General features: G+C 68.8%; 13 protein-coding genes. 3 read left to right on the top strand and 10 right to left on the bottom strand.

Annotated features, from left to right (window positions below):
• Positions 1 to 34: 34 nt before the first annotated feature.
• From ACYP33_RS28955 to ACYP33_RS28925, 7 genes are all read right to left on the bottom strand, one after another.
• Positions 35 to 997 carry an IclR family transcriptional regulator gene (locus ACYP33_RS28955; RefSeq protein WP_459624802.1) on the bottom strand — a complete coding sequence of 321 codons (963 nt, stop codon included), beginning with the start codon at positions 995 to 997 and terminating at the stop codon, positions 35 to 37.
• 140 nt (positions 998 to 1,137) lie between these two features.
• Positions 1,138 to 2,094 carry a PDR/VanB family oxidoreductase gene (locus ACYP33_RS28950; protein WP_459624801.1) on the bottom strand — a complete coding sequence of 319 codons (957 nt, stop codon included), beginning with the start codon at positions 2,092 to 2,094 and terminating at the stop codon, positions 1,138 to 1,140.
• 43 nt (positions 2,095 to 2,137) lie between these two features.
• Positions 2,138 to 2,575 (bottom strand): RidA family protein, encoded by a 438-nt coding sequence (locus tag ACYP33_RS28945; protein WP_459624800.1) that lies wholly within the window; start codon positions 2,573 to 2,575, stop codon positions 2,138 to 2,140.
• A 2-nt stretch (positions 2,576 to 2,577) separates the two neighbouring features.
• A complete protein-coding gene (locus ACYP33_RS28940; protein WP_414448052.1) occupies positions 2,578 to 3,597 on the bottom strand; it encodes a Rieske 2Fe-2S domain-containing protein in 1,020 nt (339 codons plus the stop codon).
• A 16-nt stretch (positions 3,598 to 3,613) separates the two neighbouring features.
• Positions 3,614 to 3,829 carry a recombinase-like helix-turn-helix domain-containing protein gene (locus tag ACYP33_RS28935; RefSeq protein WP_414441405.1) on the bottom strand — a complete coding sequence of 72 codons (216 nt, stop codon included), beginning with the start codon at positions 3,827 to 3,829 and terminating at the stop codon, positions 3,614 to 3,616.
• Positions 3,829 to 4,161, bottom strand: coding sequence for a hypothetical protein (locus ACYP33_RS28930; RefSeq protein ID WP_459624799.1), 333 nt, complete (start codon positions 4,159 to 4,161; stop codon positions 3,829 to 3,831). The genes ACYP33_RS28935 and ACYP33_RS28930 overlap by 1 nt, the downstream gene beginning before the upstream one ends.
• Before the next feature lie 25 nt (positions 4,162 to 4,186).
• Positions 4,187 to 5,593, bottom strand: coding sequence for an MFS transporter (locus tag ACYP33_RS28925; protein ID WP_414441960.1), 1,407 nt, complete (start codon positions 5,591 to 5,593; stop codon positions 4,187 to 4,189).
• A gap of 316 nt (positions 5,594 to 5,909) precedes the next feature.
• Here ACYP33_RS28925 and ACYP33_RS28920 point away from each other — a divergent pair, with 316 nt between their 5' ends.
• The gene (locus ACYP33_RS28920) at positions 5,910 to 7,055 is read left to right on the top strand and encodes an FAD-dependent monooxygenase (RefSeq protein WP_459624798.1); all 1,146 of its coding nucleotides are present in this window, start codon (positions 5,910 to 5,912) and stop codon (positions 7,053 to 7,055) included.
• A 36-nt stretch (positions 7,056 to 7,091) separates the two neighbouring features.
• Positions 7,092 to 7,853 (top strand): IclR family transcriptional regulator, encoded by a 762-nt coding sequence (locus tag ACYP33_RS28915; protein ID WP_459624797.1) that lies wholly within the window; start codon positions 7,092 to 7,094, stop codon positions 7,851 to 7,853.
• 69 nt (positions 7,854 to 7,922) lie between these two features.
• Here the strand turns inward: ACYP33_RS28915 and ACYP33_RS28910 are convergent, their stop codons facing one another.
• The 3 genes from ACYP33_RS28910 to ACYP33_RS28900 all read right to left on the bottom strand — a co-directional run bounded on the left by ACYP33_RS28910 (position 7,923) and on the right by ACYP33_RS28900 (position 12,443).
• The gene (locus ACYP33_RS28910) at positions 7,923 to 10,040 is read right to left on the bottom strand and encodes a TonB-dependent receptor family protein (protein WP_459624796.1); all 2,118 of its coding nucleotides are present in this window, start codon (positions 10,038 to 10,040) and stop codon (positions 7,923 to 7,925) included.
• A 259-nt stretch (positions 10,041 to 10,299) separates the two neighbouring features.
• On the bottom strand, positions 10,300 to 11,754 hold the full coding sequence (locus ACYP33_RS28905) for a PepSY-associated TM helix domain-containing protein (RefSeq protein ID WP_459624795.1): 1,455 nt from the start codon (positions 11,752 to 11,754) through the stop codon (positions 10,300 to 10,302).
• Positions 11,755 to 11,951: 197 nt separating this feature from the next.
• Entirely contained in the window at positions 11,952 to 12,443 is a 492-nt protein-coding gene (locus ACYP33_RS28900) for a DUF2946 family protein (RefSeq protein WP_459624822.1), read from the bottom strand.
• A 172-nt stretch (positions 12,444 to 12,615) separates the two neighbouring features.
• On the opposite strand from ACYP33_RS28900, the gene ACYP33_RS28895 reads away from it, so the two are divergent.
• Positions 12,616 to 13,065, top strand: a complete 450-nt coding sequence (locus ACYP33_RS28895) for a DUF2946 family protein (protein WP_414448060.1) — start codon at positions 12,616 to 12,618, stop codon at positions 13,063 to 13,065.
• The last annotated feature ends 395 nt before the right edge of the window (positions 13,066 to 13,460 follow it).

The following is a 13,460-nucleotide window of genomic DNA, read 5'->3' as shown; positions in this document are numbered from 1 at the left end:
GAGGTTTCGGCCTCGCCGCGCGCCGTTGTTGCGTTCAGACGTGCGCGTAGGACCGGGTGGGATCGCCGATGCGCGGCCGGTAGTTGAGGCGCGACGACAGGTCGAGCGCCGCCTGGCAGGTGCGCGCCACGAGCGGCACGCGTTCGGCCTCGCCGATGTCCGAGCGCGGCACCGTGACGGTCAGCGCCGCAACGATGCGGCCGGTGTGATCGCGCACCGGCGCGCTGATCGCGGAAATGCCGCGTTCGAACGAGGCCTCGCTCAACGCGTAGCCCTGCGCCGCCGTCGCGCGAATGCGCTGATACAGATCATCCACGGTGGCCGGCGTGCGCTCGGTGAAGCGCGACAGCTCGCGCTCCGGATACAGGCTGCGCAACTCGGCCAGCGTCAGGTCGCCCATCAGCACCTGGCCGTGCACCGTGGCATGCGCGGGCAGCCGCGTGCCGACATGCACCTTGACCGAGCTGAACATCGGATCGCGCGTCTGCGCCTTGGCGACGAATACCACGTCGCGCTGGTCGCGAATCAGCAGATGCGCGCTGAAGCCGGTGTCGTCGCGCAGCCAGTCGAGCACCGGCTGGCCGAAATCGGTCAGTTCGAGCGAGTTCAGATATTCGAAGCCGAGCCGCAGGATCGCCACGCCGAGCCGGTAATGGCGGTCGCCCGGCGCGCGTTCGAGAAAGCCGAGCGATTCGAGCGTCTGCAGCAGCCGGAACGTCGTGGTGCGCGGAATGCCGATGCGCTTGGACAATTCCGGCGCGCCCAGGATCGGCTCGCGCGAGGAGAATTCGGCCAGGATCCGCAGCCCGCGTTCGAGGCCCGGCACCGAATAGGACGATCCTGCGCCCGAGGCGGCGCCGGCTTCGTCATCGGCTTCGGCCGGGGCGTCGAGCGACGCATCGAGGGAAGAATCGGGAGTGTCCGGCACGGCTTTGACGTCGTGCGTCTGATCGGCGCGGGGCCGTTTTGCAGTGCCTGGAGGGGTTGCTCGCGCCATGATCGGCAAGATTGGGTAGGAAAGATGACAGATGATAGCGCGAAGGCCCGGCCGGCCGGAATTCCGGCCCTATCGCGTTCGTGCCGCGTTCGTGCCGCGCGCCGCCGCGCCTGTCATCTTCCTGTCCTGCTGCCGCTGCCTCAGAGGTCGAGCACCAGCTTCTCGCCCTTGCAGCCCGACACGCAGATCATCATGACCTGGTTGCTCGCGCGCTCCGACGCACTGAGCACCGAATCGCGATGATCGGGGCACCCGGACAGCACGCGCGTTTCGCACGAGCCGCAGATCCCTTCCATGCAGCTGTGATCGACCTTTACGCCGGCCGCCAGCAGCGAATCGAGCAGCGATTGCCCCGCCGCCACCTCCACCACCTGCTTGCTGCGCGCCAGCTCGACCTGATAGCCGTGGCTGGCCGCCGGCGCGGCCTGCGGGGCCGCCGCGAAGCGCTCCACGTGGCGGTTCGCGATGCCAGTTGCTTCGCAGGCCTGATCGAATGCGTCGAGCATCGGCGCGGGGCCGCAGCAATACACGTGCGCACCGGCCGGCGCCTCGGCCAGATACGCCTTCAGGTCGGCCGGGCCGCCCTGCTCGTCGTCGAAATGCACGCGCAACGCGCCGCCGAGGCCGCGCAGCTCGTCGAGGAACGCCGCGTGATCGGCGCTGCGCGCGCAATACAGCATCTGCACCGGGCGGCCCAGTTCGAGCAGCCGGCGGTACATGCACAGAATCGGCGTGACGCCGATGCCGCCCGCGATCAGCACGCTGTGCGAGGCGGTTTCGTCGAGCGCGAACAGGTTGCGCGGCGCCGACAGCGGCACGTGCATGCCCACGCGGAAATTCTCGTGGATGAAGCGCGAGCCGCCGCGCCCCTTCGGGTCCACCTGCACGCCCACCACGTAGCGGTGCGTCTCGCTGCCCGGATTGAGCAGCGAATAGCTGCGCACCAGCCCGCTCGCCAGATGCAGGTCGATGTGCGCCCCCGCCTCGAACGCCGTGAAGCGTTCGCCGCGCGGCGGCACCAGTTCGATGCTCATGATGCCCGTGGCCTCGTGGCGCAGCGTGCGCACGATGGCCGTGTGGGCCGGTTGATTGCTCATCTTCGCGTCTCTCGCGTCTCTCGTGTTGCTTTATCGCGTTGCTTTACCGTGCCGCGGCCCGGGCGATGCCGAGCCGCGCGCATGCCTCGATCTCGACACGCAATTCCGGAAACACCAGCCCCGATACCTCGACCAGCGTCGAGCACGGATACGGCGCGCCTTGCGCCGCCTGCGAGGCGAAGAATTCCCGGCGCGCGCGGCCGACTTCCGCCTTGTCGGCGATGTCCGTCACGTACACCACGAGCTTGTAGATACCGCCGAGGTGCCCGCCGGCCGCTTCCACCAGCGCGCGGATCTTCTCCAGCACCACCAGCGTCTGCTCGTAGGTGGACAGCCCGCCTGCCGCCGCCAGCGTGGCCGGATGCGCCGTCATGCCCGACAGGATGATGTCGTCGCCGATCACCAGCGCGTTGCTCCAGGTGGCGCCCGAGGCTTCCGGCACCGCCTCGCAACGCACCGGCGTCGGCGCGTTCTGCGCCACGTTCACCGCGCCGCCCCGTTCTCGATCTGCTGCTTCGCGAGGTTGCGCAGATGCCGGCGTAGCCGCACGATGCCCATGTCGTGCTGATACAGATGCTCGTTCTGGTTCGCGTCCGGCTCCATGTATTCGAGGATCTCGCGATCCTGTTCGAGCACGGCCCAATGGCGCGCTTCGAGACGGTTGCGATACAGGAAGCGCCAGGTGTCGCGCTGCCAGCCGTCGACCTTGCGCACGCGCCAGTGGAACACCGCCGCCAGGTTCGGGCCGATCGGCGTGTAGCTGCCGATGATGATGAAGTTGCCGCCGGGGCCGCCCGTCTTCGGATACGGAATTTCGAGGCGCATCCAGTGCAGGCCCGTGTCGGCCCATTCGGTCCAGTCGAAGTTCACGTCGCGCTGGCCAACCTTCTCGAACACGAAGCCGCGCTCCGTGTCGCGAATCGTGAACGTGGCGCTGATCTCGCCCTCGGCCATCGAATGCGACTGCTTGTGCAGATACGCGCCGTGCATCGGGTCCATCACGTTGTCGAGCACGAAGCGGTAATCGCCCTTCCACTCCGTGTAGCAGAGGAACGACGAGAATTCGGCGCCCGTCAGTTCCTCGGGCAGCACCAGCGGCGGCGGCTCGTCGACGTTCTCGGCCGAGTTGTACAGAAACAGCGCGCCGGCGGCCTCGCGCACGTGGAACGAGCGCGCGCCGCGCGAGCCTTCGAGCTTGCAGCCCGGGCTGCCCGGCACCGACGTGACCACGCCGTCGCAACGCACATGCACGCCGTGATAGCCGCACTGGATGCGATCGCCGAGCACCACGCCGCGCGAGAGCGGCGCGCCGCGATGCGGGCAGTGATCCTCCAGCGCGTAGGGCGTGCCGTCCACGTCGCGCCAGAACACGAGCTTGCGGCCCAGGCGGCGCAGCGATACCGGCTCTTGCTTGACGAACGACGACGGGCAGATCGGGTACCAGAGATTCTGCAGGCCGCGTTGCAGCGTGCTGTCGATATCGTCTTTCTGATCCGTATTCATGGGGTTCTCCGAATGGTTATTGGGCCAGGCGCGCGATCTCGGTGCGGAAGTTGTCTTCCGTCCACGCTTCGGCGTTCTGCGCACGCGGCCCGAATTCGTTCAGGTAAGCCACCAGTTCCGGCAGCGCCGTGATGCCCTTCCCGAACGCGCGTTCGATCGCGTCGCCGAGCAGGTTTTCGTATTGCGTCGGGGGACGCTGCCGCGCTTGATGCGGCTCCAGATATCGATCCATCATTGGCCTCCATTGCGAACCCGTTCACGAATCCGTTCGCGAACAGGCAAAAAATCGTAAGCGGGGTAGCACTCGGTGCGGAACACGCCCCACGCCGAGCGCTCCAGTTCCACGTTGACCAGCGGCAGCAGCCGCGGCGGCACTTCGAGCGTCACGATCTGGCCGAAGCCCATCGCCACCGTCCAGGAGACGATGCGAACGCCCTCCGGCGGAAAGCGCTCCCACCAGTCGGCTTGCTTCAGCCGGGACTGGATGGCATCGAGGTTGTTCGATTGGTCATGGCGCAGGAACACGGTCAGCAGCACCGCTTCCTGGGAAGTGTCGGACGTCACGGCTTGGCTCCTGGTTGCAGGGGAATCAGTTTTCGAGCTGTTCGAGCACCTGGCCCTTGGTCTCGATGCCAAGCAGGTGAATGACCATCGCGGCGAGCAGCAGCACCGCGCCGAACGCGTAGAACGCGACGCTGATGTTGGTGGTCAGCGTTTTCGACACCAGCGCCGGCGCGGCAATCGCGGCCACCTTGAGCCAGGCGCTGCCGACGCCGCAGCCGAGCGCACGCACGCTGGTCGGATACAGCTCCGGCGTGTAGACATAGGCGGTGATGAAACCGCAGCCGAGCAGGCCGAACGACAGCGCGCAGAACGTGCCGACCACGTACACCGAGCTGTCATGGAACACGGCCGCGCAGAACAGCGCGATCGCGCACAACAGGAACGACACGTTGATCACCGGCTTGCGGCCCACCTTGTCGACCACCAGCGCGCAGATCAGCGAACCGATCACGCCGAGCACCGAGGCGCCCACCGTCAGGTTCAGCGCGAGCTGCAACGGCGCGTGGTAGACCACCTTGTAGATGGTCGGCAGCCAGGTCAGCAGGCCATACTGGATCACGCCGCAGGTCATCCACAGCATCGCCACGGCGACCGTGCGCTTGAGATACAGCGGCCCGAACAGATCGCGCACGGTGCGCTTCGGATGCTTGACCGCGGTTTGCGCGTGCGCCACCGCATCGGAGGCCTGCAACGGCGGCAGCGGCTGCTTCACGCTGGCCTCGAAGGCCGAGATCGACACGGCGGCCTCGGTCATGCGGCCGCGTTGCCCGAGCCAGCGCGGCGATTCGGGCACCAGCCGGCGCAGCACGAAGAACAGCACCAGCGGAATGCCGCCGATGAAATAGATCACTTCCCAGCCCAGCACCGGCACCAGCCACGCGCCCAGCGCGTTCGCCACCAGCAGGCCGATCGGGAAGATGATTTCGTAGAGCAGCACGAAGCGGCCACGGCCGTGCGCACGCGTGATCTCGCTGATGTAGGCGGCCGCCACCGGCAGCTCGCCGCCCAGCCCCACGCCCTGCACCGCCCGCAACGCGACGAACGCCGCATACGACGGCGCGAAGCCGCACGCAATGCTGGTGATGCCGATGATCCCCGAGCTCCACGCGATCGTCCGCACGCGCCCGTAGCGCTCGGCGAGCGCCGGGAACAGCAGCGCGCCGATCAACTGGCCGATCGAGCCGGCCGCGATCAGAAACGCGATCTGCGACGGCGCGAGGCCCCATTTCGCGATCAGCATCGGCAGCGTCGCCGCGATGGCGATCACGTCGAAGCCGTCGAAGAACGTCGCGCAGCCGATCAGCACCCGCGCCCTCACCTGCATCGCATTGCCCGGCAGCCGCTCCATGCGCGCCACGATGCCGCCCATGGTCAGACGGTCCGACGCGCCGGCGTTGCCGGCCCCTGCTGCACTGTCCACCCCGACCTTCATGTCCATAGGTTTACATCGCCAAGTTGCGGTTGAACGGCTATCGATATGTTCTGGCGGCTTTTGTTCCGCCTAAGGAACAACGATTCGTATATGGTTAATTTTAAGCCACGCACTCGGCTGGAAAAAAATGATTTCGCAGCGCTAAGGGAAAATACTGACACGTCGCGCCAGCAGCTTGCCAGCAGGCCGCAAAGGCCGTTCCTTGCAAATACCCGACACCAAAAAGCATTGCGATCAAAATAAAAAGTCCCGAGAATTCGACACGTTCAATTTCTATACATCATGTTCATTTTTGAACATAACGTGGAGCAGCGACATGTTGAAGATCGGTATTTCGGGCGGCGGGATCGGCGGGCTGGCGGCGGCCATCGCCCTGGCGCGGGGCGGCCACGCGGTCACCGTGTTCGAACAGGCCGATGCGTTCGGCCGGGTCGGCGCGGACATCAACCTGACGCCGAACGCGGTGCGTGCGCTCGACGGCCTGGGCATCGGCGCGCGGCTGCGCGAGACGGCGGCCCGCCCGTGCGCGCGCATCAGCCGGACCTGGGACACCGGCGCCGTCACCTCGCACCTGGCGATGTCCGACGAGGCCGAGCGCCAGTACGGCGCGCCGCAACTGACGATGCATCGCGCCGACGTGGTCAACGCGCTGGTGCAGGCGATCCCGGCCGAGCGGCTGCGGCTCGGCGCGCGCGTGGCCGGTTTCGCGCGGCGCGAGGCGGGCGGATCGACGGGCGAGTCGACGGGTGGCTCGATCGCACTGGCCGACGGCAGCCGCCATGAGTTCGACCTGATCGTGGGCGCGGACGGCATCCATTCCCGCGTGCGCGAATTCCTGTTCGGCGAGGACCGGCCGCAATTCACCGGCGTGGTGTCGTACCGCGCGGTGGTGCCGGTCGAGCGCATCGCGGGCGACGACGTGGGCGCGTTCGTCAAATGGTGGGGGCCGGCGCCCGAATCGCAGATCGTCACGTTCCCGCTGAACCGCGGGCGCGACGTGTTCATCTTTGCGACCACGGCCCAGCCCGACTGGACCCACGAATCGTGGACCGCGCCCGGCGACCCCGACGCGCTGCGCGACGCCTACCGGCACTTCCACGCCGACGCGCGCGCGCTGCTCGCGGCCTGCGACACCGTGCTCGCCTCGGCGCTGTACGTGCGCGATCCGCTGCCGCAATGGAGCCGCGACGGCTTCACGCTGCTCGGCGACGCCTGCCATCCGATGATGCCGTTCATGGCGCAGGGCGCGGGCATGGCGATCGAGGATGCGGTGGTGCTGTCGCGCGCGCTCGACGCGGCCACGCCGGCCACGCTGGCCGCCGCGCTGGAACGTTATGAAACCGCGCGGCGCGAGCGCACCGCGCGCATCCAGATCGGCTCGCGCGGCAACAACTGGCTCAAGGAAGGCGGCAATGCCGATTGGGTCTACGGCTACGATGCGTGGGGCGTTCCTCTGGCATGATGTCGGACCTTTCGCCACGCCCTCTGCCTGCCCGCCATGACCGCATCACAGCAACGCCCCGCTGACGCCTCCGGCGCCGTCGAACGCGCGCTGAACCTGCTGCGCTACATCGCCGAAGGCGGCTCCACGCGCAACATCAGCGAGGCCGCGCGCCGGATCGGCGTCAACCGCATCACGCTGATGCGCCTGCTCGCCACACTGGAGCAGGCCGGCATGCTGGTGGCCGAGGCGGACGGGCACCGGCTCGGTCTGCCGTTCCTGACGCTCGCCTCGGCCGCGCTCGGCTCGTCGAGCCTGATCGCGCGGGCGCGCGAGGTGCTGCCGGGCGTGGCCGCCTCGACGCGGATGTCCACTTATCTGGTGGTGCGCGAGCAGCACGAGATTGTTTACTGGCTCGCGGAAATGCCGGATACGCCGCTGGTCAGCCAGATTCGCGTGGGCAGCCGGCTGCCGGCCTATCGCGCCACGCCGGGGCTGGTCATGCTGGCGCGGCTCGACGCGGAACAGGTCGAGCAGATGTGCGCCACGGCATGGCACGAGGCCGACGCGCCCGACTGGGCCGCGCTGGCCGCGCGATTGCAGCAGGTTCGCGCCGAAGGCTGCGCCTGGAGCCATTCGGCGCTCGAGGCCGGCATCGATTCCTGCGCCGCGCCGATCGTCGATCGCGACGGCAAGGTGCTGGCGGCGTTGAGCATCGCCGGCCCATCGCAGATGTTCGCGCATCGGCCCGGCCATTCGGCCTGGCTGGCCGATCAGTTGAAGGCGGCCGCGCAGCAGATCGCGCGGCTCGTGGTCTGAGCGGCGCGCTGCCGGCTGCGTCGTATCAAGCAGAACGAAACGATCGCGGCCGGCGCGCCGCCCCTCCCCTCAGAACGCGTAACGCATGCCCGCGAACACGCTGCGCCCCTCGCCCGGATAGAAGATCGCCGTGCTCGACGCGGTGCGCGCGTCGGCGATGGTGCTGACATCGGACACATAGCGCTTGTTCGCCAGATTGCGCACATCGAGGTAGATCGACAGCCCGTTGCGGAAATCCATCCCCGCCTGCACGCCGAACACGGTGTAGCCCGGCACGCGCAGCGTGTTGGCGTCGTCGGCCCAGCCGCCCGACGGCACCCAGTCGACGCTGGCCGACAGATGGAAGCCGTTCGGCCGCGAGTAGCCGAGCACCGCGCGCAGCACGTTCAGCGGCACGCCGGCGATACGGTTCGAGCCGTATTGCGGATCGTCCTTGAAGCGGAAATCGCTGAGGTTCCAGACACCCGACAGCGTGATGCGGTCGCCCGCGCCCTTGCGCGTCACATCGCGCCAGACATCGACCGACGCGCCCGCCTCGATACCCTGCAGCACCGTCTTGTTCGCGTTGAACGTGGCGGCCGGGATGTCGGGGTTGGTCGTGTATTGCAGCAACTGGTCGCGCACCAGCGAACGGTAGGCGGTCAGGTCCCAGCTCAGGCGGTCGCGCGTGCCGCGCGTGCCGAGTTCGAGCGTCCACGCGTGCTGGGCCGCCAGCGGCGTGAAGCGCGTGGTGGTGGCGAAGGTCTGCGAGAGGTCGGTGAAATCGGGCACGTCCTGGCTGCGCGTGATGTCGACGAAGGCCTGCACGTCGCGCTGCGGCTGCCAGAGCAGGCCGAGCTTCGGGTTCAGGCCGCTGTACGACGCGCGCGTGGATTTGTAGGCCGGATCGGTGGCCAGGCCGCCGTTGTCCACGTATTCGCGCACCGAGTGCAGCGCCTTCACGCCCGTCATCAGCGCCACGGTCGGCAGGAAGAACAGCCGGTTTTCCACGTAGGCCTCGTAGTTGAAGGCGGTTTGCGTGGAATCGAGCGTCTGCGCGCCGCGCTCGCCGTTGACGTTCACGTACTGGTTCGCCTGGGTGCGCCCGCCGAAGAAGCGCGCGCCGACGATCAGTTCGTCGCGCATGCCGGCCAGCGTCGGATGCGCGATGAAGCGCGGCGCGAAGCCGTAGGTCCAGCCGTCCTGATCGAGCGCCTGGAAGATCGGGTGATAGAGGCTCTTGTGGATCGCCCAGGTATCGAACTGCAACTGGCCGGCGTCGAGTTGCACGGTGGTGCGGTTGGCGATCCGCTCGGTGCGCGTGTTGCGCGCCTGATCGCCCGACAGCGCGCTCGGCGCGGCGGCGGTCGGGTTGTGCAGCGCGTCCGACAGCGACAGCGAACCGGGCAGCTTCTGATCCACCACGTACGCGCCGACATAGAAGCGCGTTTCCACGCTCGGGCTGAAGCGGTAGCCCACGTTCGCGTTGAATTGCTCGTATTGGCCGCGTTCGTGGTCGCGCCAGCCGTCGGCGTGATTGACGCTGAAGCTGGCGAGAAAATCGAGCGGGCCGATCACGCGCGAGACCTGGGCGCTGGTGCGCAGCGTGCCGTAGCTGCCGCCTTCGATGCGCACGATGTTCGGCGCCTGCGCCGTGTAGGCGGTGGGCGTGACGAAGTTGATCGCGCCGCCCAGCGTGGACGCGCCGTATTGCAGGCCGTTGCCGCCCTTGTAGACCTCGGTGGCCTGCAACGCGAGCGGATCGATCTGGTAGTAGTCGCCGCTGCCGTCGGCGAGGTTGGTCGGGATGCCGTCCTGCAGGATGTCGAGGCCGCGCGCGTGGTAGCCGCGCGCAATGCCCGAGCCGCGAATCGACAGGCGCAGCTCCTGCCCGTAGCGATTCTCGACGAACACGCCCGGCACGTCCTTCAGCACGTCGCGCAGCGTGAACGCGTAGCGGTCGGCGTAGGACGACGCATCGACGAAACCGACCGAGCCGACCGTCTGGTCGAGGCGGCGCTTCAGCGAGCGCGTGCTCAAGGCGGTGGGCGAGACGTCGGTGTCGGTGCTTGCCTTGACGGCGACCGGGGCGAGCGTCACGGGGGTGGCAGAGTCGGGCGAGGCGGGTTCAACGGCGCTCGCGGACAACGCGGAGACGGCGGACAACACGCCGGCGACGGCGGCGGCAATACGGGATGGTCGAATCATGTTCATTGGTCTGATTGGCGAGTGAGGCCGCGCGGCGCGCCGTGCCATCGGCGAACGGACACGTGCGGCCCATGTCGCAGCCCGGCGCGCGCGGCGGCGCTGCCACGCGAATGCGCGAGCAAGCGGGCCAAACGGGCCAAGCAGGCCAAAACGGCACGGCAAGGCTGCGACGATCAAGGTCGATCGGGATCGACACGCCCCCCGGCGTGTCGCGATAGGCCACCGATACGCGCCGATCGCGCGCGCGGGCGGCGGCGGCTCAGTGGGCCGTGCGCATCGCGCGCCCGAACACCAGCCGGTCGGCCAGCCAGACGGCCACAATCGTCGCCCCCATCATCGGAAACACGATGCCGAGCAGCACCAGCCCGGCGATCCAGCCGCGCATCGGCGGCCGCTCGCGTTCGCGCAACGGCGCGCCGAGCGTGAGCGCGGGCCGCCGCTTCCACCACATCACGAAGCCGGTCACGGCCATCGCGGCGAGGCCCAACGAAATCGCGGCGCAGATCAATTGATTGGCCAGCCCGAAATAGCGCCCCATGTGCAGTGCCGTACCGTACGACACGCCCTGCGCCACCGCGCCGTAATCGGCGTAACGGATGTCGCGCAGCGTCCGGCCGCTGTACTGGTCGATGGAGAGGGTGCGTTCGGCCTTCGGATCGGCCGGGAAGTACGACGCCGTGAACACGCCGTCGGGCGTGGCCGGCAGGGCCAGCGTGTAGCCGCTCATCACGCCCAGCGCGGCGACCTTCGCGATCGCCGCGTCGATCGTCAGCGCTGGCGTGGCGGCGGCCGGCGCCGATTCGGGCACCGGCACGTTGCCGACCGCCCAGGGCGTCTGCGGCAGCGGCAGGTCGTCCATCACCATGCCGGGCATCGAATCGTCAGCGTGCGCGTGGTGCATCGCGTGTTCCGATGACGCCGCCGCCGCTGGCTGCACGCCGGGCCGAAGCGAGCGCAGCCCGCTGTCGCCCCACGCGCCCGGCGGCGAACCGAGGTTCGCGCTGGTGGCGAGTGCCTTGAACTGCTTGCCCCACGAACCCGTCCACGGCAGGCCGCTCAATACGAACGCCACCGCGCCGAGCGCGAGCCAGATGCCGAGCACCGCATGCACGCTCTTCCACAACGGCCTCCCGCGCAGGCGCAGGTCGGGCGCGAACGCGCGGCGCAGCCGGCCCGGCTCGCGCGGCCACCACAGCGCCACGCCGGTGCCGATCATGACGAGCGTCCAGCAGGCGGCCAGTTCCATCAGCAGCTCGCCCGGCTTGCCGAGCAGCAGCTTGCGATGCAGCATCCGGTCGACCTGCATGAAGCGGTCGTCCACGCCGAGCGTGCCGAGCACCGTGCCGTCGTACGGGTTGACGTAGACGCTTTCGCGCGCCCCGGTCGGCAGGCGGAACACGAACTCGGCGCTGCGATCCGGCGCGCGGTTCACTTCCACCGATACGGGCTTCGAACCGGCCGGCAGCGCGGTCGAGGCGCGCTGCAACAACCGGTCGGCGTCGAGCCTGGGCGTGGCTTGCGGCGTGACGATCAGCCGATGCGGATAGAGCAGCGGCTCGATCTGCGGCTGGAAGCAGTACAGCGTGCCGGTGATCGCGAGGATCACCAGGAACGGCATCACGAACAGCCCGGCATAGAAATGCCAGCGCCACAGCGTGCGGTAGCCGGCTTGCGGAGAACGGGGGGACGCAAGGCGTCCGAGGGAGGTCGACATACGCTGGGTTCCTCGTCGTCGTGGCGGCGCGGCCCGGCTTGCGATGCGGCAGCCAGGCGGCGCGACGGCCGGCGGCCCGCGCCATGCGAGCCTCGACAGCATTCAGGAGTCCGCTTCGATGAAGCGAAGCGGGAAGACGCACGCACGCGCGCACCGGCACCGGCACCGGCCGGCACGGCGTGGCAATGAGGGAATGCTCAGGAAAACGAAGGAGGCGCGCGGGAGGGAGGACGATCGCCGATCGTCAGGCGCACGACCGCGCGCGCAACGGGGCGCGGCCAGCTTTGCCGCGCGACGGCGGCGGGGAACAACAGCACCAGCAGCAGGCTCGCCGTGAGCGCCGTCAGCAGCGCGCCGCTGAACGGGCAGAGGTCGCCGCCGTTCGTGTTGTTCTGCTGGCTGCCCGAATCGTCGTGACCGTGGTGCGGCAGCAGGCTGACCAGGGCAAACGCATCGTTGGCCGGCGTGATCGACGCCTGCGCGCCGAAATCGGCCGTCGGCGCGGACGCGCCGAGCACGAGCGGCCCATGCCCCGAACACAGCACCACCGCGCCCGCATCCGGTCCGTCCGGAGCGAGCATCACGGCGCCCGAGAGCAGCGCGCGAGACAGCAGCACGGCCAGGATCAGGCCCCACAGCAAGCGTGTCGCGACGCCGCTTCGCAGCAGAAAGTGGCGAAGTGCGTTCATGGCGCGCGATTGTAACCCCCGCCGACGGGCCGCGTGAAGCCGTCGCCGTGCGATCGCCGGCATCACCGCAACGGCAATTGCTTGGAAGTCCTTGACAATCGGCGCGGGCCATCATGCGACATCTCGTCGCGTGGCAACGCGTACGCGGAACCCGGCTACAATACGCCCCGCCATGAATCGACTCCGCCATCTGCTGGCGCAGCGCGCGAATCATCCGCTCCTGTCGGCGCTGATTCTCTGCGTGCTTGCGTTCCGCCTGATCCTGCCAGCCGGTCTGATGCTCGACACGAGCGCGGACAGCGGCGCGGCCGGGCTCGCGATCTGCAGCGGCCATGGCCCGCTCGACCTGACGTCGGCCGCCACACAAGCAGCCGACGATCTGTCCCGCGCCCTCACCCAAAGCCCCGATTCGCACCACGCGCGCGGCAGCGCCCACGGCGAGCTGTGCCCGTTCAGCGCGTCGCTGGCCAGCGCCATCACGCTGGCGGTGCTGGTGGCCGTGTTGTGGAACGGCCTCGGCGTGGTGGCACGCCGTGCCGCCCCGCGCATCGTGCGGTTCCGGCCGCCTCCCGCGCACGCCCGCCCCGGCGCGCGCGCCCCGCCCCGCTTCGTTCCCGCCTGACGCGACGCCGATCCGCCGCGTGCCTTCGTGCGGGCGCCGGGTCACGTGCCGCCGTTTCCGCTCGCCCTTCAACGCCCGGCCTCGATGACCGGTAGCGGTAGCGCAAGCGGCACGCCCACGGCCCGTCGCGTCTGTGCGGTTTCCATCGTTTCGTTCTCCCAAACGCTTCGCGTCAACCCCGCGAGGCGCGACGGCGCACGCTCGCCTCGGCGTTCCAGCGTCCCGACGCCCAAGCGAGCACACGACGCAACGCCGAAACCGCCATCACCGGCCACAGCGCAGGCCATGCAGCCGCGCGCGCCGTTCCTGTCCGCTTTCGATCCGCCCGACCCGACATGAAGTCCTATCCGCTTTCCGCGACCGCTGCCACCCTGGCCGCACTGACCGCATTGCCG

The sequence above is a fragment of the Burkholderia sp. 3C genome (assembly GCF_054589155.1).
The sequence above is the reverse complement of the archived record's forward strand: the minus strand, read 5'-3'. Positions and strand labels throughout refer to the sequence as shown.

What these genes read in the sequence shown, in the direction of transcription:
- ACYP33_RS28915 (WP_459624797.1), top strand. Translation starts at nt 7,092, where the DNA reads ATGACCGCATCACAGCAACGCCCCGCTGACGCCTCCGGCGCCGTCGAA.
- ACYP33_RS28920 (WP_459624798.1), top strand. Translation starts at nt 5,910, where the DNA reads ATGTTGAAGATCGGTATTTCGGGCGGCGGGATCGGCGGGCTGGCGGCG.
- ACYP33_RS28950 (WP_459624801.1), bottom strand. Translation starts at nt 2,094, where the DNA reads ATGAGCAATCAACCGGCCCACACGGCCATCGTGCGCACGCTGCGCCAC.
- ACYP33_RS28900 (WP_459624822.1), bottom strand. Translation starts at nt 12,443, where the DNA reads ATGAACGCACTTCGCCACTTTCTGCTGCGAAGCGGCGTCGCGACACGC.
- ACYP33_RS28895 (WP_414448060.1), top strand. Translation starts at nt 12,616, where the DNA reads ATGAATCGACTCCGCCATCTGCTGGCGCAGCGCGCGAATCATCCGCTC.
- ACYP33_RS28925 (WP_414441960.1), bottom strand. Translation starts at nt 5,593, where the DNA reads ATGAAGGTCGGGGTGGACAGTGCAGCAGGGGCCGGCAACGCCGGCGCG.
- ACYP33_RS28940 (WP_414448052.1), bottom strand. Translation starts at nt 3,597, where the DNA reads ATGAATACGGATCAGAAAGACGATATCGACAGCACGCTGCAACGCGGC.
- ACYP33_RS28935 (WP_414441405.1), bottom strand. Translation starts at nt 3,829, where the DNA reads ATGGATCGATATCTGGAGCCGCATCAAGCGCGGCAGCGTCCCCCGACG.
- ACYP33_RS28905 (WP_459624795.1), bottom strand. Translation starts at nt 11,754, where the DNA reads ATGTCGACCTCCCTCGGACGCCTTGCGTCCCCCCGTTCTCCGCAAGCC.
- ACYP33_RS28955 (WP_459624802.1), bottom strand. Translation starts at nt 997, where the DNA reads ATGGCGCGAGCAACCCCTCCAGGCACTGCAAAACGGCCCCGCGCCGAT.
- ACYP33_RS28910 (WP_459624796.1), bottom strand. Translation starts at nt 10,040, where the DNA reads ATGATTCGACCATCCCGTATTGCCGCCGCCGTCGCCGGCGTGTTGTCC.